The following is a 22,580-nucleotide window of genomic DNA, read 5'->3' on the forward strand; positions in this document are numbered from 1 at the left end:
AGGGGTGGTCCGGCCACCGCGCGCCGCCGCTGGACGGCGGGCCGGCACCGCCGCTGGAGGCCGCCATGCACACCCTGCCCTCCGCCGAGCATCCCAACGTCGCCCTCCTGCGGGACGGTTTCGCCGCCTTCGACAAGGGCGACATGGACCTGATCCGCGACCTGCTCGCCGACGGCGTCGTCCACCACGTGCGGGGACGGGGCCCGCTGAGCGGCGCCTACCGCACGCCGGAGGAGATCCTCGGCTTCTACGTCCGGCTGTTCGACCTGTCGGACGGCACGTTCCGCGCCGAGCCCTACTCCCTGACCGCGGACGACGCGCACGGCGTCGCGCTCGTCCACACCTATGCCGAACGGCCGCGCGGGAGGGTGCTCTCCGGCCGGGCGGTGCACATCTTCCGGTTCGCGGCCGGGCGGATCATCGAGATCCGGTCGCTGGCCGAGGACCAGTACGCCGACGACGAGTTCTGGTCCTGACCCACGGCACCCGCCCGCGCAGCAGCGCCGCCTTGTCCGCGGTCTCGTGCGCGGTCTTGCCCTCGGACTCGTCCCCGGTCTTGTCCGCGGGCTTCCCCTCGGACTCGTCCGCGCGCTCGTCCGCGACCTCGTCGGCCTGCCGGACGAGCTTCTCGGCGTCCCTGATGTCGTGCTCGGTGTCGGGCGCGTCGTCGGGCTGGTCGTCCGCGCGGAGCACGACCCGGCGGGTCGCGGTCCAGGCGGCGGCGAACAGCACGAACCGGCACACGATATTGATCCACACCATCAGCCCGACGATCACGGCGAACGAGGCGTAGACCGGGTTGCGGGTGGTGTGCGCGATCAGCAGCGTGCCGATCTGCTTGAGCACCTCCATGCCGAGCGCGCCGAACAGCGCGCCGCGCAGGATCCGCCGCCACGGCGCGGCCGTCCCGGACAGCCGGCTGAACAGCACCAGGAAGATCAGCGTGTTGAAGCTGACCGCGACCGCGAGCGACAGCACGCGCAGCACGGTCGTCGCGCCGGTCACGTGCGCGAGGCCGGCCAGGTCCAGCACGCCGTGCGTGGCCGACGACGCCACCGACGACACCGCCACGCTGATCATCAGGGTCGCGCCGAGGAAGACCAGCACCAGCGCGTCCCACAGCTTCAGGACCAGGAAGTTGCCCTCGGGCTTCGGCTCGTAGCCCCAGACCGAGCGCAGCGACTCGCGCAGCACGCGCACCCAGCCGAGGCCGGTGAACACCAGCGCGACCAGGCCGAACACCCCGACGGTCGTCTTGGACTCGGCGATCCGCTGCACCTCCAGCGGGCCGGACAGGCCGGGCAGCAGGTCCTGGATGGCCGTGATGAGGTAGTCGCGCGCCTTGCGGCTGATCCCGACCAGGTAGCCGAGCAGCGCGTAGGCGAGCGCGAGCATCGGGAAGAACGACAGGAAGCCGTAGCTGGTCAGCGCGGCGGCGAGCCGGTCGCCGCTGCGGTCCTGGTACCGCTCGTAGGCGCGGCCGAGATGGTCGAACCAGCGCCACCGGGCGCGCAGCGACGTGAGCAGGTCCTTCCCCGCCCCGACCAGCGCCTCGCTCCTGCGCCGTACCTCTGCGATCACCGGCATGCACGCAACGTACCCGGCAGATGCGTGATCAGTCCGACGTAGAGGGCCATGTCGCCGGGAAGGCGAAGTGGCGGCGCGGCCGCCAGATGCCGTCCGCGCCGTGCAGGTAGAGCGAGAAGCCGGTCGCCTCGAAGTCGGCGCGGAACTCGGCCAGCGACTTGAACGCCCGGTCGAGGACGTCCTCGGGCAGGTGGTGGGCGACGGTGACGTGCGGGTGGTACGGGAAGGACAGCTCGCGCGCGAGCGGCCCGGACACCACCCGCGCCTGGACGGCCTCGCAGCCGCCGATGCCGTCGGCGAGCGCGACGAACACGACCGGCGACACCGGGCGGAACGTCCCGGTGCCGCGCAGCCTGATCCAGAACCGCTCGCCCTCCGCGGCGGCCGCGGCCAGGTGCGTCTCGATCGCGGGCAGCGCGGCGGCGTCCACCTCGGTCGGCGGCAGCAGCGTGATGTGCGCGGGGATCGCCCCGGCGAGCGGGTCGCCGAACGACTCGCGCATCCGCTGCAGGTAGGCGCCGTAGGGGTCCGGGACGGGGACGGACACGCCGATCATGCGGGCGTGCTCGGGGTCGGACGCGAGCGAGCGGTGCTCAGCGCCCACGCCCGACGAATCCCACCCGGTCGCGCACGATGTCCATGGTCCGCGCCGCGACCTCGCCGGCCCGCGCCGCGCCGTGCGCGAGGATCTTGTCGAGCGCGTCCTCGTCGTCCAGCAGCTTCAGGGTGCGCTCGCGGATCGGCGCGAACGTGCCGGTGACCAGCTCGGCGAGGTCCTTCTTGAACTGGCCGTAGCCGGACCCCTCGTAGCGCGCCTCCAGCTCGGGGATGGTCGCGCCGGACAGCGCGGCGTGGATGCGCAGCAGGTTGCTGACGCCCGCCTTCTCCGCCTCGTCGAAGCGGACCTCGGTGCCGGTGTCGGTGACCGCGCGCATGATCTTCTTGCGCATCGGGCCGGACTCCTCCAGCACGTCCACGATGCCCTGCGGCGAGGACGCCGACTTGCTCATCTTGATGCCCGGCTCCTGCAGGTCGGTGATCTTCGCGGCGCCCTGCGGGATGTAGGCGTCGGGCTCGACGAAGGTCGTCCCGAACCGGTGGTTGAAGCGGCCCGCGAGGTCGCGGGTGAGCTCGACGTGCTGCCGCTGGTCCTCGCCCACCGGGACGCGGAACAGCCGCTCGGACGGACCGGGCTCGGGCGTGTAGAGCAGGATGTCGGCGGCCTGCAGGATCGGGTAGGTGAACAGCCCGACGCTGGCGGCGGACGAGCCCTGCTTGGCGGCCTTGTCCTTGAACTGGGTCATCCGGCTCGCCTCGCCGAAGCCGGTGAGGCAGCTCAGCACCCAGGCCAGCTCGGCGTGCTCGGGCACCTGGCTCTGCACGAACAGGGTGGACCGCTCGGGGTCGACGCCCATCGCGAGCAGCTGCGCGGCCGAGACGCGGGTGCGGCGGCGCAGCGCGGCCGGGTCGTGCTCCACGGTGATCGCGTGCAGGTCCACCACGCAGTAGAACGCGTCGTGCGTGTCCTGGAGCGCGACCCACTGGCGCAGCGCGCCGAGGTAGTTGCCGAGGTGGAAGGAGTCGGCGGTCGGCTGGATCCCGGACAGCACGCGAGGGGCGTCGGACGTGGTGGCTTGCGACATGCGCTCATCCTATTCACCCGGGCCCTCGCGCCGGGCTCGCACCGCCTTCCGCGCCGCGTCCGGGCGGACGTCCCGGGCCGCGTGCCCGTGCCGCGCCGGGTCCGGGCGGACCTGCCGGGACGGGCCGGGTGATGTGGCCCGGCCGATACCCTGGCCCCACCGGGGGCGCTCGCCTCCGCCGCACTCGACGTCTACGAAAGGTCGGACCTTGAAGCTGCTCGTGACGGGAGGCGCCGGGTACATCGGCAGCGTCGTCTCCGCGCAGTTGGCAGAGGCGGGACACGAGGTCGTCGTGCTGGACGACCTGTCCACCGGGCACGGCGACGCGGTCCCGGCGGGCGCGCGGCTGGTCCGCGGGACGCTGCGCGAGTCGGCGTTCGAGGTGCTGGACGGCGCGGGCTTCGACGCCGTGCTGCACTTCGCGGCCAAGTCGCTGGTCGGCGAGTCGGTGGCGAACCCGGCCAAGTACTGGGACGGCAACGTCGGCGAGTCGCTGGCGCTGTTCGACGCGATGCGGCGGGCCGGGGTCGGGCGGATCGTCTTCTCGTCCACGGCGGCGACCTACGGCGAGCCGGAGTCGACGCCGATCCTGGAGACGGACCCGACGCGTCCGACCAACCCGTACGGGGCGTCCAAGCTCGCGATCGACACGATCCTGACCGAGTACGCGCGGCTGTACGGCTTCGGCGCGGTGTCGCTGCGCTACTTCAACGTCGCCGGGGCGCACGGCGCGCAGGGCGAGCGGCACACCGTCGAGACGCACCTGATCCCGAACGTGCTGAAGGTCGCGCTCGGCGAGAAGGACTCGGTGAGCATCTTCGGCACCGACTACGCCACGCCGGACGGCACGTGCGTCCGCGACTACGTGCACGTCGTCGACCTCGGCCGCGCGCACCTGCTCGCGCTGGACGACACCGAGCCCGGCGCGCACAAGATCTACAACCTGGGCAGCGGCAGCGGCTACTCGGTGAACGAGGTGGTCGAGGTCTGCCGCAAGGTCACCGGGCACCCGATCCCGGCCGAGTACGGCGAGCGCCGCGCCGGAGACCCGGCCGTGCTGGTCGCCTCGTCCGAGAAGATCAACGCGGCGCTCGGCTGGAAGCCCGAGCTGGACCTGGACCGGATGGTCACCGACGCCTGGGCCTTTGCCCGCCGCTAACCCCCGCATGCGGGAAAGAACATTTCAGTAGGAGCACCCCTTGCCCACCCCCTCGCCCGTCCACGCAGGGCTTGCCGCCGCCTTCGCCGACGCCTTCGGGCATGCCCCGGAGGGCGTCTGGCGCGCGCCGGGCCGGGTCAACCTGATCGGCGAGCACACCGACTACAACGAAGGGCTGGTGCTGCCGTTCGCGCTGCCGCTCGGCGTGTCGGCCGCCGCGTCCCGGCGGGACGACGGCCTGGTCGAGGTGCGGTCGCTCCAGGCGGACACCGCGGTCACGGCGTCGGTGTCCGGTACGCCGGGCGACGTGGAGGGGTGGGCGGCCTACCCGGTCGGCATGGCGCGCGTCCTGCACGAGCACGGGCCGGACGGGCACGGGCGCAAGGTCGGCGGGGCGACCTTGCTGTTCGACTCGGACCTGCCGCAGGGCGCGGGGCTGTCGTCGTCCGCGGCGCTGGAGTGCGCGACGGCGATCGCGCTGTGCGACCTGCACGGCGTCGAGATCGCGCCCGCCGAGCTGGCCCGGCTCGCGCAGCGCGCGGAGAACGAGCACGTCGGCGTGCCCAGCGGGATCATGGACCAGTCGGCCTCGATGCTCTCCTCGGCGGGCAGCGCGCTGCTGCTCGACTGCCGGACGGGCCTGACCTCGGACGTCCCGTTCGCGCCGCAGGACGCCGGGCTCACGCTCATGGTGATCGACACGCGCGCGACGCACGAGCTGACCGGCGGCGAGTACGGGCAGCGCCGCGCCGAGTGCGAGCGGGCCGCCGAGATCCTCGGCGTGCCCGCGCTGCGCGACATCAAGGACCTGCCCGCCGCGCTGGCGCAGCTCGACGAACCGGTGCTGCGCCGCCGCGTCCAGCACGTCGTGACCGAGAACCACCGGGTCGAGGCGACCGTGGGCCTGCTGCGCGCGGGTGCGGTCGCCGAGATCGGCGGGCTGCTGCTCGCGTCCCACATGTCCCTGCGCGACCAGTTCGAGATCTCCTGGCCCGAGGCGAACGTGGCGGTGGACGAGGCCGTCCGCGCGGGCGCACGAGGCGGACGCATGGTCGGCGGCGGTTTCGGCGGTTCGGTCATCGTGCTCACCCACACCGAGCGCGCCGACCGCGTCCGCGACGCCATCAACGCCGCCTACGAGTCCCGCTCGTGGACTCCCCCGGTCTTCCTCACCGACACCGCGCCGTCCCAGGGCGCCCGGCGCCTGTCCTAGGCGAGGCGACGGGCCTGGTCCTAGAGGCGGCGTCCGGTTCGGGCCGGGGTCGCGCGGATTTGGGTCACGGCCACGTTGTTGCCCGGCCGGTAGTCGCCCAGGTCGAGCTCGGTGGACGCGGCCAGGCTGCGCGACCGGTGTCCGGGCAGGATGCGGACGTACGCGTCGATCGTCCGGGCATGTCCGCTGGCGATGCGTCCGAGCAGGCAGCGGACGTACCCGCCGGTCTTGTCGTGCCGCAGGTCTTTGCACTTCGCGCCGCGCACCCGCGTGAGGACGACGCCGTGCGCGCCGAGGTTCACGGCGACCCGGCGGGCCGTGCGCGGTCCCCGGTCGGCGACGGTCGCCCTGATCAGGACGACACCTCCCGTCCGGGCCGAGCGCGGCGCGGTGAGCCGGACGGCGAGGTCGGTGCTCGGCGCGACCCGCGTATCGGCCTCGGCGGCGTCGTCGCGGGCGACCGGGTCGGACGGGCCGGCCAGGCGGGCCGTGGCGCGCAGCACGCCCGCCGCGTCCGGCCGGACGATCCCCATGATGTGGACGGAGCGCGAGCGGCCCGGCGCGGTCGCCGCGAAGGTGCAGCGGACGACCCGTCCGGCCTCCGCACAGCCGCGTTCGAGGACGCCGACGACGTCCACCGCGTCCGGAAGGGCCAGGTCGGCGGCGCGCGCGCCCTTGCCGGGACCGGCGTTCCACACGGTCATGGTGTAGCCGAGCAGGTCGCCGCCGCGCACCTGGCGCGGTGACGCGGACAGCGTCACGCCGAGATCGGCCCGCCTCCCGGGCGCGGCCGACGCCGCCCCGGCCGCCGCTACCACCCTGGAAGTCGATGCCGCCCTGGAAGCCGATGCCGCCGTGGACGCCGATGCCACTCCAGCCGCAAGGACAACAGCGGCCGCACCGGCACCGGCCAGCGACCGCGTCCACACCCCGAAAGCCACGGTCCGAATTCTATTAACGACGCTCCGCAACACCGCCGAGACACGCACGGCGACCGGAACGCCCTGGGACTTCCGGACGGTCAGGAATCGTCGGAGTCGCCGTCCATCGCCGCGGTGATCTCCTGCCGCAGCCCCAACACGGTGTCGCGGGCGTCGGTCTCGTCCAGGGCGGTGAAGCCTCCGATCGCGGCGTCGGCGCGCTCCAGCGCCTCGCCGAGCCGGCCCATGCGGGCGAAGATGCGGGCCTCGTCGTAGTCGACCAGCGCGGTGTGCCAGGTGATCGCGGCGGGGTTCTCGGCGGGCAGGCCGGCCAGCGCGGCGCGGGTCTCGGCCATCGCCTCCAGGCTCTGGTCGACCTGCCGGGCCCAGAAGTGGCACAGCGCGCCACAGCGGCGGCAGTCGACCGCGCGGTACGGGTCTCCGGCCTGCACGAACGCCTCGGCGGCTGCGAGGAAGCGCTCGGCGGCCTGGGCGTCCATGTCGAGGTCGGTGAGGACGCTCGCGGACTCCGCCAGGAAGTGCCCGACCGCGCCCGGCTCGGACTCGGCGGCGGCGATCTCGGCGAAGGTGTCGGCCGCGGCGGCCTCCCGCAGCTCGCGCTGCGCGTTCGCGAGGACGACCCGGGCGCGCGGGAGGTCCTCCGCGTCCTGCGGGAGGGTGGCCAGCGCCTCCTCGATCGTCTCGGCGGCCTCCAGCGCGCGTCCGACGCCCAGGTAGGCGGCGGCGAGGTCGACGCGGGCCTGGTCGGCCTGCGCGGTCTGGCCGAGCGCGGTGAACGCCGCGACGGCCTCGACCAGGTCGGGCACCGCGTCGGCCTGGCGCTGGTTCGCGAGCAGGAACCGGCCGCGCTCCCAGTGCGCGAACGGGCGCAGCATCGGAGCGCCGGTGGCGGCGGGCGCGTGCGCGACGGCCTCGTCCAGGGTGGCGAGCAGCTCAGTGCCGTCCTGGTCGGGGACGTGCGAGATGACCTGCGCGTACATCATGGACGCCTGCGCGAGCTGGTCGCTTTGCCCCGACTCGCGGAACCGCTCGCGGGCGGAGCCGAGCGCGTCCCGGGTCGCGTCGTGGTCGCCGAGCATGCCGTGGGCTTGCCCGCGCAGGAAGTCGACGTCGCCGTCTCCGGGTTCGACGCCGTCCAGCGCGGCGAGGGCGGCGTCCGGGGCGTCGCCCATCATGTGGAACTGGGCGAGTCGCAGCCGGCCGCGGCGGATGCGGTCCGGGTCGGCGTCCAGCGCGGTCAGGCCCTCGACGGCCTCGGTGAGCAGCACCTCCGCCTCGTCGCGGCGGCCGAGCGTGGCGAGGACCGCGCCGAGGCGGCTGGCCACCGACAGCGCGCGGACCGGTTCGTCCGCCTTCTCGAACCACTCCCGGGCCTGCCGCCACACGTCGTAGGCGTCGGTCAGCGCGCCGGTCTCGGTGAAGGTGACGCCGTGGCCGTCCAGGCGGCGGGCCGCCCGCATCCAGTCGGCGGGCGTCGCGCCCTCGGCCGGGCCCGCCGTCGGCTCGGTGCCGGTGACCTGGTCGAAGCGGGCGTAAGCGGCGAGCGCGGCCGGGGTGTCCTGCTCCTCCCAGAGCCGCTCGGCGAGGTCGAGCAGCTCGTCGGGGTCGTCCACGGACGAGGCGTCGGGCGCGTCGGACACCGGCGCGGCGGGCGCCGGAGACGGCGGCGCCGGAGGCGGGGTGGCGGCGGCGCGGGCGTGCTCGGTCAGCGGCAGCCGCTCGACCAGCGGCTCGGCCGCCAGCAGCGCGCGGATCTGGTCGCCCTGGTGGGACGTCCCGTTGCGCGCGTCGAACCGGCCCGCCAGGTCGAGCGCGAGCCGCTCCAGCTCCTCGCGCAGGACGGGCAGCGCGACATCACCGGCCGGACGGTCGCCGAAAGCCGGGCGGCGCACGGTCAGGCCGTCCGCGCCGATCTCGCCGAGGCGGCGCAGCACCAGCGCACCGGCCGCCGCGAACCGCATCGCCGCGAACGGGCTCGGCGCGCGGTCGAGCCAGCCGAGGTGCCGCTGCAGGATCTCCAGCCCGCGCGGCTCGTTCCCGGTCACCGCGCAGAACCACAGGTGGTCGGCGACGTTGCCCATGTCGGCGAGGTGCGGCCGGTGCAGCCGGTACGCGCGGCGGTGCGCGTCGCGCGCCTCGTCGAACCGGCCGGTGCGCAGGTAGACCGGGAGCAGCGTGGTCAGCATGTCCTGCGGCTGCTCGGAGCAGTCGAGCTCGGCGTTCAGCACGGGCGCGGCGACGGCGAGCGCGTCCTCGTCCCGGCCGCGCTCGGCGAGGTGGTCGGCCATGCTGGACGGGTCGCAGCCCTGGCAGTCCGACAGCGCGTCGCGCTCGGCCGCCCGCCACTTCGCGAACAGCTCGTCGGCGACCCCGGTGTCGCCGATGTGCTGCGCGACGACGTGCCGGTAGTGGTACACGGCCTGGAGGCTGTGCCCGCCGAGCCGGTAGCGCCGCTCCATGTCGTCCAGGACGGCGCGGGTGCGGTCGAGCGGGATCTCCGGGAACTTGGTGAGCGAGCTGATGATCCACTTCATCTGCCACAGCAGCCGGTGCTCGGACTCGGCGTGCGCCGGGTCGCGGTCGAACTCGGCCAGGCAGCGGCTGAACGTGGTGAACGCCTTCGCGGGCTCGCCGCCGTACTGGTAGGCGGTGGTCAGGCCCATCCGGACGCGGAACACCAGGTCGGCGTCGGCGGCCGCCTCGGCGCGGCGCAGCGCGTCCTCGACCAGGACGGTGCGGGCCTCGCCGTAGGGCAGCTCCTCGGCGCGGGACATCAGCTCGTAGACGTCGGCGGTCACTGGCCGTCCTCCAGGGCGGTGGTGTGCACGGCCCAGTCGAGCAGGCCGAGGAACGAGCGGTTCAGCACCGCGCTGTCGGCGGGGCGCAGCGGGTGGTGGCCGAGCAGCAGCGCCTGCCCGTACAGGGCCTGCACCGCCGTCTCGGCCAGCTCGGGGTCGCGCAGCGCGGCGATGCGCCGGGTCAGCGGGTTGCGGTGGTTCAGGACCAGCTGCGGACGGTCGGCCGGGGTGGTCGAGCCGAGCGCGCCCAGCACGTCCGACCAGAGGTCGCCCGCCAGCTCGCGCGCCTCCTCCAGCTCGGCGCGGTGCTGCGCGGCGCGGCTGGTCAGGTACAGCGCGGGCAGCGACGCCGGGTCGAAGTCGCGCACCACGACCTCGCAGCCGAGCCGCTCGACGGCGCGCTGCGCGGCGGCGAGGAACGGCCGCAGCCGCAGCTCGGTGTCCGGGTCGAGCACGCCGAACGCGGTGGTCAGCTCGGCCGGTTCGAGGCGGCGCAGCCGCGCGTCCGGGTCGATGTCCGGCAGCCGCTCGATGATCTCGGTGTCGTGCACGTAGCCGCCGTTGACCAGGCCGACGCCCTGCGCGCCGGACACCGCGGCGAGCCGGCGGAACTCGTCCACGCCGGTCACGTACCGGGCGTCGGTGTGCCGGCGGCGGAACTCGCTCAGCGTCATCGGCCCGGCGGACGTCTCGAACTCCAGCCAGCGGTCGACGATGCGGAGCATGTCGTCGTCGTGCAGCGCCATCGCCTTCACGCCGAGCTGGTGCAGCCGCAGGAACGCGCGCATGCGGGACGGGTCGGTCTCGGCGAGCCGCACCAGCCACTGCCGGACGCCCTCACCGAGCGCCTGCCGGGTCGCGTCGAGCAGCTCGTCCTCGAACAGGGCCTCGCGGCTGGCGGTCGGGCGCAGCTCCCCCGCGTCCACGACGCAGCGGACGAAGAACGCCCAGTCGGGCAGCAGGCCCTCGACGTTCTCGGCGAGCAGCATGCGGCGCAGGTAGACGCGGTGCGCGCCGCGCGAGGTCGGCGGGACGGCCTGCGGCAGCACGAACGCGACGCCGGACAGGCCCGCCTCCGGGACGTCCAGGTCGATCACGTCGAACGGGTCGAACCCGAACGTCTCGCGGCAGTAGGCGTCGAGCGCGCGGCGGCGGCGCGCCGGGTCGGGGTGCGCGGCGCGCCAGGACGGGCCGTCGCCGGTGATCTCCGTGCCGTCCACGGTCAGGTCGATGGGCAGCAGGCCGCCGTAGGTGCGGGCCAGGTCGGCGACCGTCGCGGGGGACATCAGGTCGGACGCGCCGGGCCGCGGACGCAGCGTGACCGTCGTGCCGGGCTCGTCGCGTTCGGCGCGTTCCACGCGGTAGTGGCCGGAGGCGAGGCCGGTCCACCGGACGGCCGGGCTCGGCGCGCCGTCGTCGCCCGGGCGGGCGGAGCGGGTCACGACCTCGATCTCGTCGGCGACCAGGAACGCCGAGAGCAGGCCGATGCCGAACTGGCCGAGGAAGTCCGAGCGGGCGAAGCCGAGCTCGTCCCGCTTCGACGAGCGGCCGATCGTGGCCAGCAGCCGGTGCACCTCGTCCTCGGTGAGGCCGATGCCGTCGTCGTGCACGCGCAGCGACCCGCCGCCGGTCTCGATGCGCACCCGGGCGGGCCCGGACCCGGCCGCCGGGCCGTCCAGGGCGGCGCGCGCGGTGCTCGCGTCTACCGCGTTCTGCAACAACTCCCGCAGGTAGACCCGGGGACTCGAATACAGGTGCCTGCTGAGCAGGTCGACCACTCCCCGCAGATCAACCTGGAACGCCTGCTCCACCCGAAAAGCCTCCCATTTCGCCTGTTTGGGCACGTCCCCCGCACCCTAGCGCCAAGCATGCCGCCCTCGGCCGACAATTTCGGGGGCCGGTTTTCCGCCGGAACGAGAAAACCCCGGGCCGCGGCCCGGGGTTTTCTTGCATGCGCTCAGGCGCAGGTCACATCGGAGCGGACGCTCAGATGAGGCCCGGCTTGCGGGACGCTCAGATGAGGCCCAGCTTGCGGACGGCGTCGCGCTCCTCGGCCAGCTCGTTCACCGAGGCGTCGATGCGGCCGCGCGAGAAGTCGTCGATCTCCAGGCCCTGGACGATCTCCCACTTGCCGTCCTTGGTGGTGACCGGGAAGGAGGAGATGAGGCCCTCGGGGACGCCGTAGGAGCCGTCCGACACGACGGCCATGGACGTCCAGTCGCCGTCGGCGGTGCCGTTCACCCAGGTGTTCACGTGGTCGAGCGCGGCGGACGCGGCGGACGCGGCCGAGGACGCGCCGCGCGCCTCGATGATCGCCGCGCCCCGCTTGGCGACGGTCGGGATGAAGTCGTTCTCCAGCCAGTTCTGGTCGCCGACGACCTCGGCCGCGCTCTTGCCGCCGATCTCGGCGTGGAACAGGTCCGGGTACTGGGTGGCGGAGTGGTTGCCCCAGATGGTCATCTTCTTGATGTCGGTGACCGCGACGCCCGCCTTCTTGGACAGCTGGGCGAGCGCGCGGTTGTGGTCGAGGCGGGTCATCGCGGTGAACCGCTCGGCCGGGACGTCCGGGGCGTTCTGCTGCGCGATGAGCGCGTTGGTGTTGGCCGGGTTGCCGACGACCAGGACCTTGACGTCGTCCGCGGCGCCGGCGTTGATCGCGCGGCCCTGCGGGCCGAAGATGCCGCCGTTGGCCTCCAGCAGGTCGCCGCGCTCCATGCCCTTGGTGCGGGGGCGGGCGCCGACGAGCAGGGCGACGTTGGCGCCCTCGAACGCCTTCTCGGCGTCGTCGAAGATGTCGATGCCGGACAGCAGCGGGAACGCGCAGTCGTCCAGCTCCATCGCGGTGCCCTCGGCGGCCTTCACGGCCTGCGGGATCTCCAGCAGCCGCAGCTTGACGGGTACGTCCGCGCCGAGCAGGTGCCCGGACGCGATGCGGAACAGCAGCGCGTAGCCGATCTGGCCGGCGGCTCCGGTGACGGTGACGGAAACTGGCGTGCGCGACATAGCCTTCTTCATCTCCTGCTGACGGGGCTCAGGCGGCCTTTCGACTGGATCTCTCGCCGTCGAGATATCCGCCTGTCAGGCTATACCGCGCCGTCCCCCGGGCCGTCCGGCAGGGCCGTGCCTGGCATGACTGACCGCTCACACATGCCCCGGAAAAGGGCGAACAGATGGCCCGGAAAAGGGCGAAGGCCGCCGCTGAGGTGTCAGCGGCGGCCCTCTCACGGCCGGACGAGATCGTTCCTACACCGAACCATCTCGCTCCGGGCCGCGCGTCATGCGGCGCCCGGGCCGCGCGTCATACGGCGCCCGGTCAGGCGAGCGTCGCCAGAGCGCGGTTGAACGTGGCGGACGGGCGCATCACCGCCGCGGCCTTGGCCGGGTCCGGACGGTAGTAGCCGCCGAGGTCGACCGGGGAGCCCTGGACGGCGAGCAGCTCGTCCACGATGGTCTGCTCCTGCTCGCCGAGCGCCTTGGCCAGCGGGCCGAACGCGGTCGCCAGCTCCGCGTCCCCGGTCTGGTTCGCCAGCTCCCGGGCCCAGTACAGCGCCAGGTAGAAGTGGCTGCCGCGGTTGTCGATGCCGCCGAGGCGCCGCGTCGGGGACTTGTTCTCGTTCAGGAACTCGGCGGTGGCGCGGTCCAGCGTGTCGGCGAGGATCTGCGCCCGCGCGTTGCCGGTGGACAGCGCCAGGTGCTCGAAGCTCGCGGCCAGCGCGAAGAACTCGCCGAGGCTGTCCCAGCGCAGGTAGTTCTCCTTGACCAGCTGCTGGACGTGCTTGGGGGCCGAGCCGCCCGCGCCCGTCTCGAACAGGCCGCCGCCCGCCATCAGCGGGACGATCGACAGCATCTTGGCGCTGGTGCCCAGCTCCATGATCGGGAACAGGTCGGTGAGGTAGTCGCGCAGCACGTTGCCGGTGACCGAGATGGTGTCCTCGCCGCGCCGGATGCGCTCCAGCGAGTACTTCGCGGCCTCGACCGGGGACATGATCTCGATCGTCAGGCCCTCGGTGTCGTGCTCGGTGAGGTACTTCTCGACCTTCTCGATCAGGACGGCGTCGTGCGCGCGGTCGGCGTCCAGCCAGAACACGGCCGGGTCGCCGGACAGCCGGGCGCGGGTGACGGCCAGCTTCACCCAGTCGCGGATCGGCAGGTCCTTGGTCTGGCACATCCGGAAGACGTCGCCCGCCTCGACCGGCTGCTCCAGCACCACGCGGCCCTGCTCGTCCACCACGCGGACGGTGCCGGCGGCGGCGATCTCGAAGGTCTTGTCGTGGCTGCCGTACTCCTCGGCCTTCTGCGCCATCAGGCCGACGTTCGGCACCGAGCCCATGGTGGCCGGGTCGTAGGCGCCGTGCGCCTTGCAGTCGTCGATGACGGCCTGGTAGACGCCGGAGTAGCTGGAGTCGGGGATGACGGCGAGGGTGTCGTGCTCCTGGCCGTCCGGGCCCCACATGTGGCCGGAGGTGCGGATCATCGCGGGCATGGACGCGTCCACGATGACGTCGCTCGGGACGTGCAGGTTGGTGATGCCGCGGTCGGAGTCGACCATCGCCAGCTCGGGGCCCTCGGCGATCTCGGCCTCGAACGACGCCTTGATGTCGGCGCCCTCGGGCAGCGCGTCCAGGCCGGAGAGGATGGCGCCGAGGCCGTCGTTGGCGGACAGGCCGGCCTTCGCCAGGGTCTCGCCGTACTTCTCGAACGTCCGGGGGAAGAACGCCTTGACGACGTGGCCGAAGATGATCGGGTCGGAGACCTTCATCATCGTGGCCTTCAGGTGGACCGAGAACAGCACGTCCTCGGCCTTCGCGCGCGCGATCTGCGCGGTCAGGAACTCGCGCAGCGCGGATACTCGCATCACCGACGCGTCCACTACCTCGCCCGCCAGCACCGGGACGGCCTCGCGCAGCACGGTGGTGGCGCCGTCCTTGGCGGCCAGCTCGATGCGCAGGTTCCCGTCGGCCGGGACGACCGCGGACGTCTCGGTGGAGCGGAAGTCGTCGGCGCCCATGGTCGCGACGTCGGTCTTGGAGTCGCCGCTCCACGCGCCCATGCGGTGCGGGTGGGTGCGCGCGTACTGCTTCACGGCGGCGGGGGCGCGCCGGTCGGAGTTGCCCTGCCGCAGCACCGGGTTCACGGCGCTGCCCTTGACCTTGTCGTAGCGGGCGCGGACGTCGCGCTCCTCGTCGGTCTTCGGGTCGTCCGGGTACTCCGGCAGCGCGTAGCCCTGCGCGCGCAGCTCGGCGATCGCGGCCTTCAGCTGCGGGATGGAGGCCGAGATGTTCGGCAGCTTGATGATGTTGGCCCCGGGGGTCTCGGCGAGGTCGCCGAGCTCGGCGAGCGCGTCGCCGATCCGCTGGCCCTCGTCCAGGTACTCGGGGAAGGAGGCGATGATCCTGCCGGCCAGGGAGATGTCGCGGGTCTCGACCCCGACCCCGGCGGTCGAGGCGTAGGCCTCGATCACGGGCAGGAACGAATAGGTCGCCAGGAGCGGGGCCTCGTCGGTGTGCGTATAGATGATCGTCGAGTCTGTCACCCGGACACTCCTCATTTCATGGCGGCGTCTTTGCTCGATATCAAGATATCCGGTGTTGTACCCGCCTCCGGACGGCGGATGGTGTAGACCAGCGGGCACCCCTGGAGACGTCCCCGCACATAGCACTTGACCTGCGGAAACGCCGGAAAATCCGGCGGTGGCGGTGAGTGCCGTTCAGGTCACCCGGGGTCAGCGCTGGCCCGGTGCGAGGGCGCCGGGGCCGGGACGGTCAGCGCGGGACGGCCAAGACGACCTGCGCGGGACGACCAAGACGACCTGCGCGGGACGACCAGGGCGGTCAGCGCGGGACGACCAGGGCGGTGACCGCGATGGCGACCGCGAAGCCGGCCATGATCGTCACGTCCAGCCAGCGCTTGCGGGTCTCCAGCATGCCGACCTGGCTCGGCGGCAGCACCAGCCGGGCGAGCGCGCCCAGCAGGACGGCGGCGGCGAGCAGGCCGGACCCCTTGCGGAAGTAGTGCAGCGCGCACAGCACCAGGCCGCCCGCCACCCCGGACAGGACGATCAGGTACGGGAGCCGCCCGAGCCAGTTCGAGCCCACGTCGCCGCCGCGCGGCGTGCGTCGTCGCCGGTGCAGTTGCGTGCTCATCCCGAAGGCCCCTCATACGACGGTGTACCGGGTGGTCTGTGTTCTCTGCGGACATGTGCCGGGCACGGTGCGACGGCGCGCTCGTCCGCCGAACGCGCGCGGGCGCGGCCGGGCGGCGCGCCGCGGTGCAGCACGGTGCGGCACGCCGAGGTGAACCGTTGTCCCACCTTCCACCGTAGCGCCGAACGGGCGGGGTGACGACGTTCCGCGTAGCGCGAACGGGCGGGGTGAGGACGTCCGGACGGTCGCGCCACTGGACGGCCCGGACGTTCCGGGCGGCGCCACCGGAGGGGGCGGACCAGGGACACCGGCGCAATCGAACGCGCGCCGGGAACGGTCCGCGGATGCCGGATAACGCCCGCCAGCTCCGATTTCCGACGAAAACCGGAGAACACGGAAACCCTTGAACCATCGGCCTTACTCACCGGTAGGAGGGTGTGACGATCACCGGCACGGGTAACCCGGCAGACAGGGGTCGCTAACTAGCTGGGAGGACTGCCGTGGAGGGGCCGTTCATGCGGATCGAGGACAGCGGACTGGTGATGCCGCTGCGCCCCGACGTAACGACGGTCGGCCGAGGGCGAGGAGTCGACATCCGCCTCGACGACCCGAGTGTGTCCCGATTGCACGCAGAGATCATTCGGCGCGGCCCGTACGTGTACGTCGTCGACATGGGGCTGTCCCGCAACGGGACCCGTGTCAACGGCCGCCCGATCGCGCGCCGTGTCCTGGAGGACGGCGACGTCGTGAGCTTCGGCACGGCGCGCTGCCGGATGGGGGGCATCCCCCGCGAGGAGGTCGATCCCGACGTCGAGCTGCGGCGCGCCGTGGCTCCGGAGCTCACCCGCCGCGAGGTCGACGTACTGACCTCGCTGTGCCGCCCCGCCCTGTCGGACGAGGCGTTCGTCGCTCCGGCCACCGCCCGCGAGATCGCCGCCGACCTGGTGGTCACCGAGGCCGCCGTCAAGCAGCACCTGCTGCGCCTCTACCAGAAGTTCCGCATCCCGGAGGGCGCCAACCGGCGCACCCGGCTCGCCAACGAGGTCATCGCGATGGGACTGGTCCGGCCGCTGCCGCCGGTGCACGTCCCGCAGCAGGGCCGCACACCGGTGGACGGCCGCGCCACCGGCGAGATCCGCCGTCCCGTCCCGCCCCAGGGCGCGACGCACGGCCACCCTCTCAACGGCGGCCCAGGCCGCCACACCACGGCCGCGAGGAGAGCTAGCTAGGCGGTTCGATCACGCGGTCGCCCCCCGCCCAGGCAGCGCAAAGGGGCGACCGTGCTTCCCCCCGCCGGGAGCCTCCGGGCTCCCGGCGGGATCGCGCATGTCGGACTCAGACGCGCGCCGGTCCCGAACCGCACGCCCGTCCTGCACACTCACGCCGTTCAGCCGCAGGCGGCGGTCTTGAGACTTGCGCCGTTCAGACTCGGGCAGCGGTGTTGAAGCGCGCGCGCCTTGCGGGGTCAGACGCGGGCGTTGGTTTCGGCTAGTTCTACGACGTTGGCGAGGAGCATGGCGCGGGTCATGGGGCCCACGCCGCCCGGGTTGGGGGCCACCCAGCCCGCGACGTCGGCGACGTCGGCGGCGACGTCGCCGGCGAGCTTGCCGTCCACGCGGGAGACGCCGACGTCCAGGACGGCCGCGCCGGGCTTGACCATGTCGGGGGTGATCAGGCCGGGGACGCCGGCCGCGGCGACGATGATGTCGGCGTTGCGGGTGTGCGCGGCCAGGTCGCGGGTGCCGGTGTGGCAGAGCGTCACGGTCGCGTTCTCGGTGCGGCGGGTGAGCAGCAGGCCGAGGGACCGCCCGACGGTGATGCCGCGGCCGACGACCACGACCTCGGCGCCCGCGATCGGGACGTCGAAGCGGCGCAGCAGCTCGACGATGCCCTTGGGCGTGCAGGGCAGCGAGCCCGGCTGCATCAGGGTGAGCCGGCCGAGGCTGATCGGCGCGAGGCCGTCGGCGTCCTTGGCCGGGTCGATCATCTCCAGCACGCGGAACTCGTCCAGGCCCTTGGGCAGCGGGAGCTGGACGATGTAGCCGGTGCAGGCCGGGTCCTCGTTCAGCTCGCGGACGGCCTGCTCGACCTCCTGCTGGGTGGCGGTGGCGGGCAGCTCCCGCCGGATCGACTCGATGCCGACCTCGGCGCAGTCGCGGTGCTTCATGTTGACGTAGGCGTGGCTGCCCGGGTCGTCGCCGACCAGGACGGTGCCGAGCCCGACGTCCACGCCGCGCTGCTTCAGGGCCGCCACGCGGACGGCCAGGTCGGCGCGGATCTCCGCCGCCGTGGCCTTGCCGTCGAGGATGTTCGCGGTCATCGGTGTACCTCCGCGGGTCCGGCGGGGGCGCGCACAGCGCGGCCCCGGTCTGCGAGCCTCCGGCACCCAGGCGCGCGGTGTCCGGACCGTCTCCGCTCCCCGGTGGTCGAATCCACCTTGTCTGCGCCAGTCGCGTCCGGCTCATGCTACCGGGCGGGCCCCCTGCCGAGCGCCGCGATGGCCTCCAACCTGGGACGGCGCTTGGCCGGGTTGTCCAGGCTGCTGCCGCGCGCGTCGCCCAGCTCGTCGCGGACGAACGCCTCGGTGCGCGCGACGGCCTCGCGGAGCGCGTCGTCCGGCGGGACGAAGGACGCCCAGACGATCTCGCCCGCGTCGGCGTCGAAGTCCCAGAGCCCGACCAGCCGCCCGCGGTCCACGATGCCCTGCGCGGGCATGTCGGACAGGCCGCCGAGCGTCCCGCGGCCGAGCAGGGGCGGCAGGTCGCGCGCGGCGTCGGCCGGGTCGATCATGCTCGCCAGGTCGCGGCGGAGCAGGAAGATCCCGTCGATCCAGCCGACGAGCGCGTACTCCGGTTCGCTGGGCGGGACGTAGCGGGCGTACTCGGCGGCGTCGTCCTCGGTGGCCAGGACGTCGCCCTCCAGCGGGACGAGGCCGAGCGGCTCGACCGCGGCCTTGGCATCCCGGACGCCGAGCCGGGAGAACCAGCGGAACTGGGCGAGCGTCGCGCCGCCCGTCCAGGACCAGTAGCGGCGGGCGAGTTCGGTGCGGGCCTCGTCCTCGCTGTACGGGATGTCGAGCGACCAGGGCGTGTAGGCGTAGCGCTGGTTGTCGAGGCGCCCGTCGAGCGGGACGCGGCGGATCCGACCGGTCGCCTGGAGCAGGCCGAGCGCGACGGGCAGCGTCGTGGAGACGCCCTTCTTCCGGCCCGCGTCCCCCAGGTTCCGGACGGTGTCGCCGAGCACTTCGCGCAGGGCCTTGGGGGCGAGCGGGCCGTCCGCCTCGTCCAGGGCGGTGAGGACGGCGCGTCCGAGCGCGTCGATCTCGGCGCGCGGCACGCCCAGCTTCCCGACGACCGCGACCTCGCCGAGCGGAGCGTCCTCGCCCGCCTTGAGGCCGAGCGCGTAGTCGGCGGCGGGCAGCACGTAGGCGCAGCCGCGCGCGGACGGCAGCTCGTGGATCGCGAGGCCCGCCACGGCCCGGTCGACGTCCTCGCGGGACGTCCCGGACCTGGCGTGCAGTTGCAGGTACGGGTTCACGCCGCCGACCGACCGCGCCCAGCCGGTGCGGGCGAGGGTCCCGGCGGGGGCGGCGCCGCGGAGCGTGCCGTCCAGGCCCTGCCGGTGCGCCCACCAGGCACGCAACTTGATCGCGTCCATGGGGTCAGTGTGCCCGGAGTGGTTTCCCGGAATCGCGGCGAAGTGGCCGTTCCGGGTGTCCGGTTTGAGGCTTAACGTCGCTTCCATGAACGACGCATGGTTCGACCGTCCCGTGCTGGCCGGGCGGTACGTCCGGCTGGAGCCGCTGACCCTGGAGCACGCCGAGGGCCTGCTCGACGCGGGCAAGGACCCGCAGGTGTGGCGCTGGCTGAGCCGCCGTCAGCCCGCCGACCTCGCCGAGATGCGGGACTTCGTCGCGGACGCGCTGGCCGCCTGCGACCGGCGCGAGCGCCTGCCCTGGGCCCAGATCGACGCGGCGACCGGCGAGGTCGCGGGGACGACGTCCTTCTACGAGATCGACCCGGCGCACCGGAACCTCTACATCGGGCACACCTGGATCGGGGCGCGCTGGCAGCGCAGCGGCATCAACACCGAGTCCAAGCTGCTGCTCCTGGAACACGCCTTCGACGGCCTCGGCGCGCTCCGCGTCGGCTGGCACACCGACCGGCTGAACGAGCGGTCCCGCGCGGCGATCGAGCGGCTCGGCGCGTCCTTCGAGGGCTTCCACCGGCGGCACCGCATCCGCCCGGACGGGACGCTCCGCGACACCGCCGTCTACGCGATGATCGACACCGAGTGGCCGGAGGCCGCGGCGGCGCTCCGCGCCCGCCTGCGCTAGTCCTGGTCGGCGCGCCCGCGCCAGGCGATGATCCGGTCGGTGCCGTGCCAGCCCAGCTGCGCCGCGAGCATCGCCGCCGCGGCGGCGGCGAGCACCCCGATGAGCTGCCGGGACTCCATGAGCAGGGCAGGGGCCTGGAGGACGGAGCCAAGCAGCCAGCCGATCACGTGTTCCATGCGCGGTTCTCCCAAGAGACGGCCGCGCGAAGGTCAGGAACAAGCAATGCGACGCGGCCTCCCCCGAGGCTAAGCGAGGAAAAAAGTAAAGAACGCCAAGATCAAGCCGGTTCCGGCGGCCTAACGGCCGCCAGGACCGGCGTGCTGCGGCGCGCCCCCGCAGGACTTGCAGCGGCTAACGGCCGCCGGGACCGGCGCGCTGTGCGCTCCTGCAGGAGTTGCAGCGGCCTGACGGCCGCCAGGACCGGCGCGCTGTGCGCTCCCGCAGGAGTTGCAGCGGCCTAGCGGCCGCCGGGGCTGCTGGTTGTTGCTGCTTAGTGGAAGAAGTGGCGGGTGCCGGTGAAGTACATGGTGATTCCGGCCTTCTCCGCCGCTTCGATGGCGAGTTCGTCGCGGATGGAGCCGCCGGGCTGGACGACGGCGGTGACGCCGGCGTCGAGGAGGATCTGGAGGCCGTCCGGGAAGGGGAAGAACGCGTCGGACGCGGCGACCGAGCCGCGGGCGCGCTCCTCGCCGGCGCGGGAGACCGCGAGGCGCGCGGAGTCGACGCGGTTGACCTGGCCCATGCCGACGCCGACGGTCGCGCCGTCCTTGGCGAGCAGGATCGCGTTGGACTTGACCGGGCGGCACGCCTTCCAGGCGAACGCGAGGTCGCGCAGGGTGGCCTCGTCGGCGGGGGCGCCGGTCTTGAGGTCCCAGTTCGCGGGGTCGTCGCCCTCGGCGTCCACCCGGTCGACGGTCTGGATCAGCAGGCCGCCGTCGATCCGGCGCGACTCGGTCGGGTTGGCCGGGCCGCCGGGGCAGACCAGGAGGCGGACGTTCTTGAACCGGTCGGTGAGGATCGTCACGGCCTCGTCCTCGAAGGACGGGGCGATGATCACCTCGGCGAAGCTCCCGGTGACCTGCTGCGCCATCGCCGCGGTGACCGGGCGGTTCGCGGCGATCACGCCGCCGTAGGCGGACGCCGGGTCGCACTCCAGGGCCTTGCGGTGCGCCTCGGCGATGTCCGCGCCGACGGCGAGGCCGCACGGGTTGGCGTGCTTGATGATCGCGACGCACGGGTCGGCGAAGTCGTAGGCGGAGCGGTGCGCGGCGTCGGTGTCGACGTAGTTGTTGTACGACATCTCCTTGCCGTACAGCTGCTCGGCGTTGGCGAGGCCGCCCTTGCCGCCGGGGTCGGTGTAGAGCGCGGCGCGCTGGTGCGGGTTCTCGCCGTACCGCAGCGGGTTCTTGCGCTCCCAGGTCGCGCCGGTGAAGTCGGGCCAGCCGGTCTCGGCGGCCTGCTCGTCCGGCGCGTAGGACGAGGCGAACCACGACGCCACCGCCACGTCGTAGGCGGCGGTGTGCGCGAACGCCTGCGCGGCGAGGCGGCGGCGCTGCTCCAGCGTGAACCCGCCCGCCTTCACGGCCTCCAGGACGTCGCCGTAGCCGTCCGGGGAGACGACGACCGCGACGCTGGCGTGGTTCTTGGCGGCGGCGCGGACCATCGTCGGGCCGCCGATGTCGATCTGCTCGACGCACTCGTCCGGCTTCGCCCCGGACGCGACCGTGTCGGAGAACGGGTAGAGGTTCACCACCGCCAGGTCGAACGGCTCGACGTGCAGGTCGTCGAGCTGCTGGAGGTGGTCCGCCTTGCGCCGGTCGGCGAGCAGGCCCGCGTGCACCTTCGGGTGCAGCGTCTTGACCCGCCCGTCCAGGCACTCGGGGAACCCGGTGAGCTTCTCCACCTTCATGACCGGGACGCCCGCGGCGGCGATCCGGCCGGCCGTGGAGCCGGTCGAGACGATCTCGACCCCCGCCTCGTGGAGCCCCTTGGCGAGCTCCTCCAGCCCCGTCTTGTCGTACACGCTGATCAGCGCGCGCCTGATACCCACCCGACTCACCGGCCGAGCTCCCCTCCATCGTCAGCGGACGTGTTGGTACTGCCGTTCATCGAGACCCGCCGGCCCTCGGTGGTCCAGCCGTCGCGGGCGAGCCGGCCGACGACGTCCACCAGGAGGCGGCGCTCGACCTGCTTGATGCGCTCGTGCAGGGAGTCCTCGTCGTCGTCCCGGCGCACCGGGAGGGACTCCTGGGCGATCACGGGTCCGGTGTCCACGCCTTCGTCGACGAAGTGCACGGTACAGCCCGTCACCTTGACACCGTAGGCCAGGGCGTCCCGGACGGCGTGCGCGCCGGGGAACGCCGGCAGCAGCGCCGGGTGGGTGTTGACCGTCCGGCCGCCGAACCGGGCCAGGAACGCGGGGCCGAGGATCTTCATGAACCCGGCGGAGACCACCAGGTCGGGCTCGTGGGCGGCGACGGCGTCCGCGAGCGCGGCGTCCCAGCCGGCGCGGTCCGGGAAGTCCGGGATCTTCAGCGTGAAGGTCGGGAGGTCCGCCTCGTGCGCGCGCGTGAGGCCGGCGATTCCGTCGCGGTCGGCGCCCACGGCCACTACGGACGCCCCGTAGGCTGGATCTGCGCACGCGTCGAGGAGCGCCTGTAGGTTGGTCCCCGCGCCGGAGACGAGGACGACGAGCCGGGCGGACACCATGACTCCTCAGCGGTGACGTCGGGGCGGTACGAGCGAGGCAAAGCCTATCGG

19 protein-coding genes and 1 riboswitch are annotated in these 22,580 nt (G+C 73.2%); of the genes, 5 read left to right on the plus strand and 14 right to left on the minus strand.

Features of this window, described 5'->3' with window-relative positions:
- Positions 1–65 precede the first annotated feature (65 nt).
- A complete protein-coding gene (locus tag FHU30_RS03955; protein WP_253871549.1) occupies positions 66–476 on the plus strand; it encodes a nuclear transport factor 2 family protein in 411 nt (136 codons plus the stop codon).
- Here the strand turns inward: FHU30_RS03955 and FHU30_RS03960 are convergent.
- The 3 genes from FHU30_RS03960 to trpS are packed head-to-tail and all read right to left on the minus strand — an operon-like array spanning position 418 to position 3,230.
- The gene (locus FHU30_RS03960; RefSeq protein WP_253871551.1) at positions 418–1,587 is read right to left on the minus strand and encodes a YihY/virulence factor BrkB family protein; all 1,170 of its coding nucleotides are present in this window, start codon (positions 1,585–1,587) and stop codon (positions 418–420) included. The two genes, FHU30_RS03955 and FHU30_RS03960, sit on opposite strands and share 59 nt — an antisense overlap.
- 28 nt (positions 1,588–1,615) lie before the next feature.
- A complete protein-coding gene (locus tag FHU30_RS03965) occupies positions 1,616–2,191 on the minus strand; it encodes a 2'-5' RNA ligase family protein (RefSeq protein ID WP_253871553.1) in 576 nt (191 codons plus the stop codon).
- Positions 2,181–3,230 (minus strand): tryptophan--tRNA ligase, encoded by a 1,050-nt coding sequence (gene trpS / locus FHU30_RS03970; RefSeq protein ID WP_253871555.1) that lies wholly within the window; start codon positions 3,228–3,230, stop codon positions 2,181–2,183. The genes FHU30_RS03965 and trpS overlap by 11 nt, the downstream gene beginning before the upstream one ends.
- A gap of 208 nt (positions 3,231–3,438) precedes the next feature.
- Between trpS and galE the strand changes: the two genes are divergently transcribed.
- Positions 3,439–4,389: a UDP-glucose 4-epimerase GalE gene (galE, locus tag FHU30_RS03975; protein ID WP_253871557.1), complete on the plus strand. Its 951-nt coding sequence runs from the start codon at positions 3,439–3,441 to the stop codon at positions 4,387–4,389.
- 40 nt (positions 4,390–4,429) lie between these two features.
- Entirely contained in the window at positions 4,430–5,602 is a 1,173-nt protein-coding gene (gene galK / locus FHU30_RS03980) for a galactokinase (protein WP_253871559.1), read from the plus strand.
- Between the two features lie 20 nt (positions 5,603–5,622).
- Here the strand turns inward: galK and FHU30_RS03985 are convergent, their stop codons facing one another.
- The 6 genes from FHU30_RS03985 to FHU30_RS04010 all read right to left on the minus strand — a co-directional run bounded on the left by FHU30_RS03985 (position 5,623) and on the right by FHU30_RS04010 (position 15,484).
- Positions 5,623–6,363 (minus strand): hypothetical protein, encoded by a 741-nt coding sequence (locus tag FHU30_RS03985; RefSeq protein ID WP_253871561.1) that lies wholly within the window; start codon positions 6,361–6,363, stop codon positions 5,623–5,625.
- Between the two features lie 260 nt (positions 6,364–6,623).
- On the minus strand, positions 6,624–9,341 hold the full coding sequence (locus FHU30_RS03990) for a hypothetical protein (protein WP_253871563.1): 2,718 nt from the start codon (positions 9,339–9,341) through the stop codon (positions 6,624–6,626).
- Positions 9,338–11,185 (minus strand): HSP90 family protein, encoded by a 1,848-nt coding sequence (locus FHU30_RS03995; RefSeq protein WP_253871565.1) that lies wholly within the window; start codon positions 11,183–11,185, stop codon positions 9,338–9,340. The genes FHU30_RS03990 and FHU30_RS03995 overlap by 4 nt, the downstream gene beginning before the upstream one ends.
- Positions 11,186–11,354: 169 nt before the next feature.
- Positions 11,355–12,344: a malate dehydrogenase gene (locus FHU30_RS04000; RefSeq protein ID WP_253871567.1), complete on the minus strand. Its 990-nt coding sequence runs from the start codon at positions 12,342–12,344 to the stop codon at positions 11,355–11,357.
- Positions 12,345–12,654: 310 nt separating this feature from the next.
- A complete protein-coding gene (locus FHU30_RS04005) occupies positions 12,655–14,874 on the minus strand; it encodes an NADP-dependent isocitrate dehydrogenase (protein WP_253871569.1) in 2,220 nt (739 codons plus the stop codon).
- 298 nt (positions 14,875–15,172) lie between these two features.
- Complete coding sequence (locus FHU30_RS04010; protein ID WP_253871571.1) at positions 15,173–15,484, minus strand: DUF3017 domain-containing protein; 312 nt, start codon at positions 15,482–15,484, stop codon at positions 15,173–15,175.
- A gap of 500 nt (positions 15,485–15,984) precedes the next feature.
- Between FHU30_RS04010 and FHU30_RS04015 the strand changes: the two genes are divergently transcribed.
- Positions 15,985–16,713 (plus strand): FHA domain-containing protein, encoded by a 729-nt coding sequence (locus FHU30_RS04015; RefSeq protein WP_253871573.1) that lies wholly within the window; start codon positions 15,985–15,987, stop codon positions 16,711–16,713.
- 236 nt (positions 16,714–16,949) lie between these two features.
- Here FHU30_RS04015 and FHU30_RS04020 read toward each other — a convergent pair whose 3' ends face one another.
- Together FHU30_RS04020 and FHU30_RS04025 are read right to left on the minus strand one after the other, a co-directional pair.
- Positions 16,950–17,804, minus strand: a complete 855-nt coding sequence (locus FHU30_RS04020) for a bifunctional methylenetetrahydrofolate dehydrogenase/methenyltetrahydrofolate cyclohydrolase (protein ID WP_253871575.1) — start codon at positions 17,802–17,804, stop codon at positions 16,950–16,952.
- 57 nt (positions 17,805–17,861) lie between these two features.
- A riboswitch (ZMP/ZTP riboswitch) is annotated at positions 17,862–17,946 on the minus strand.
- A 4-nt stretch (positions 17,947–17,950) separates the two neighbouring features.
- Positions 17,951–19,141, minus strand: coding sequence for a DNA glycosylase AlkZ-like family protein (locus tag FHU30_RS04025; RefSeq protein ID WP_253871577.1), 1,191 nt, complete (start codon positions 19,139–19,141; stop codon positions 17,951–17,953).
- An 85-nt stretch (positions 19,142–19,226) separates the two neighbouring features.
- On the opposite strand from FHU30_RS04025, the gene FHU30_RS04030 reads away from it, so the two are divergent.
- Entirely contained in the window at positions 19,227–19,820 is a 594-nt protein-coding gene (locus tag FHU30_RS04030; RefSeq protein WP_253871579.1) for a GNAT family N-acetyltransferase, read from the plus strand.
- Here FHU30_RS04030 and FHU30_RS04035 read toward each other — a convergent pair.
- From FHU30_RS04035 to purN, 3 genes are all read right to left on the minus strand, one after another.
- On the minus strand, positions 19,817–19,996 hold the full coding sequence (locus FHU30_RS04035; RefSeq protein ID WP_253871581.1) for a hypothetical protein: 180 nt from the start codon (positions 19,994–19,996) through the stop codon (positions 19,817–19,819). The genes FHU30_RS04030 and FHU30_RS04035 overlap by 4 nt on opposite strands.
- Positions 19,997–20,310: 314 nt before the next feature.
- The gene (purH, locus tag FHU30_RS04040) at positions 20,311–21,879 is read right to left on the minus strand and encodes a bifunctional phosphoribosylaminoimidazolecarboxamide formyltransferase/IMP cyclohydrolase (protein WP_253871585.1); all 1,569 of its coding nucleotides are present in this window, start codon (positions 21,877–21,879) and stop codon (positions 20,311–20,313) included.
- Positions 21,876–22,529 (minus strand): phosphoribosylglycinamide formyltransferase, encoded by a 654-nt coding sequence (gene purN / locus FHU30_RS04045; protein ID WP_253871587.1) that lies wholly within the window; start codon positions 22,527–22,529, stop codon positions 21,876–21,878. The genes purH and purN overlap by 4 nt, the downstream gene beginning before the upstream one ends.
- Positions 22,530–22,580: the final 51 nt, after the last annotated feature.

Origin of the sequence: Actinomadura rupiterrae, assembly GCF_024172125.1 — a bacterium.
Classification (GTDB): domain Bacteria; phylum Actinomycetota; class Actinomycetes; order Streptosporangiales; family Streptosporangiaceae; genus Spirillospora; species Spirillospora rupiterrae.

Bases quoted from the DNA above. Each gene is read 5' to 3' on its own strand.
- FHU30_RS03955 (WP_253871549.1), top strand. From the start codon at position 66: ATGCACACCCTGCCCTCCGCCGAGCATCCCAACGTCGCCCTCCTGCGG.
- FHU30_RS03960 (WP_253871551.1), bottom strand. From the start codon at position 1,587: ATGCCGGTGATCGCAGAGGTACGGCGCAGGAGCGAGGCGCTGGTCGGG.
- trpS (WP_253871555.1), bottom strand. From the start codon at position 3,230: ATGTCGCAAGCCACCACGTCCGACGCCCCTCGCGTGCTGTCCGGGATC.
- FHU30_RS04000 (WP_253871567.1), bottom strand. From the start codon at position 12,344: ATGTCGCGCACGCCAGTTTCCGTCACCGTCACCGGAGCCGCCGGCCAG.
- FHU30_RS04010 (WP_253871571.1), bottom strand. From the start codon at position 15,484: ATGAGCACGCAACTGCACCGGCGACGACGCACGCCGCGCGGCGGCGAC.
- FHU30_RS04020 (WP_253871575.1), bottom strand. From the start codon at position 17,804: ATGACCGCGAACATCCTCGACGGCAAGGCCACGGCGGCGGAGATCCGC.
- FHU30_RS04025 (WP_253871577.1), bottom strand. From the start codon at position 19,141: ATGGACGCGATCAAGTTGCGTGCCTGGTGGGCGCACCGGCAGGGCCTG.
- FHU30_RS04030 (WP_253871579.1), top strand. From the start codon at position 19,227: ATGAACGACGCATGGTTCGACCGTCCCGTGCTGGCCGGGCGGTACGTC.
- FHU30_RS04035 (WP_253871581.1), bottom strand. From the start codon at position 19,996: ATGGAACACGTGATCGGCTGGCTGCTTGGCTCCGTCCTCCAGGCCCCT.
- purN (WP_253871587.1), bottom strand. From the start codon at position 22,529: ATGGTGTCCGCCCGGCTCGTCGTCCTCGTCTCCGGCGCGGGGACCAAC.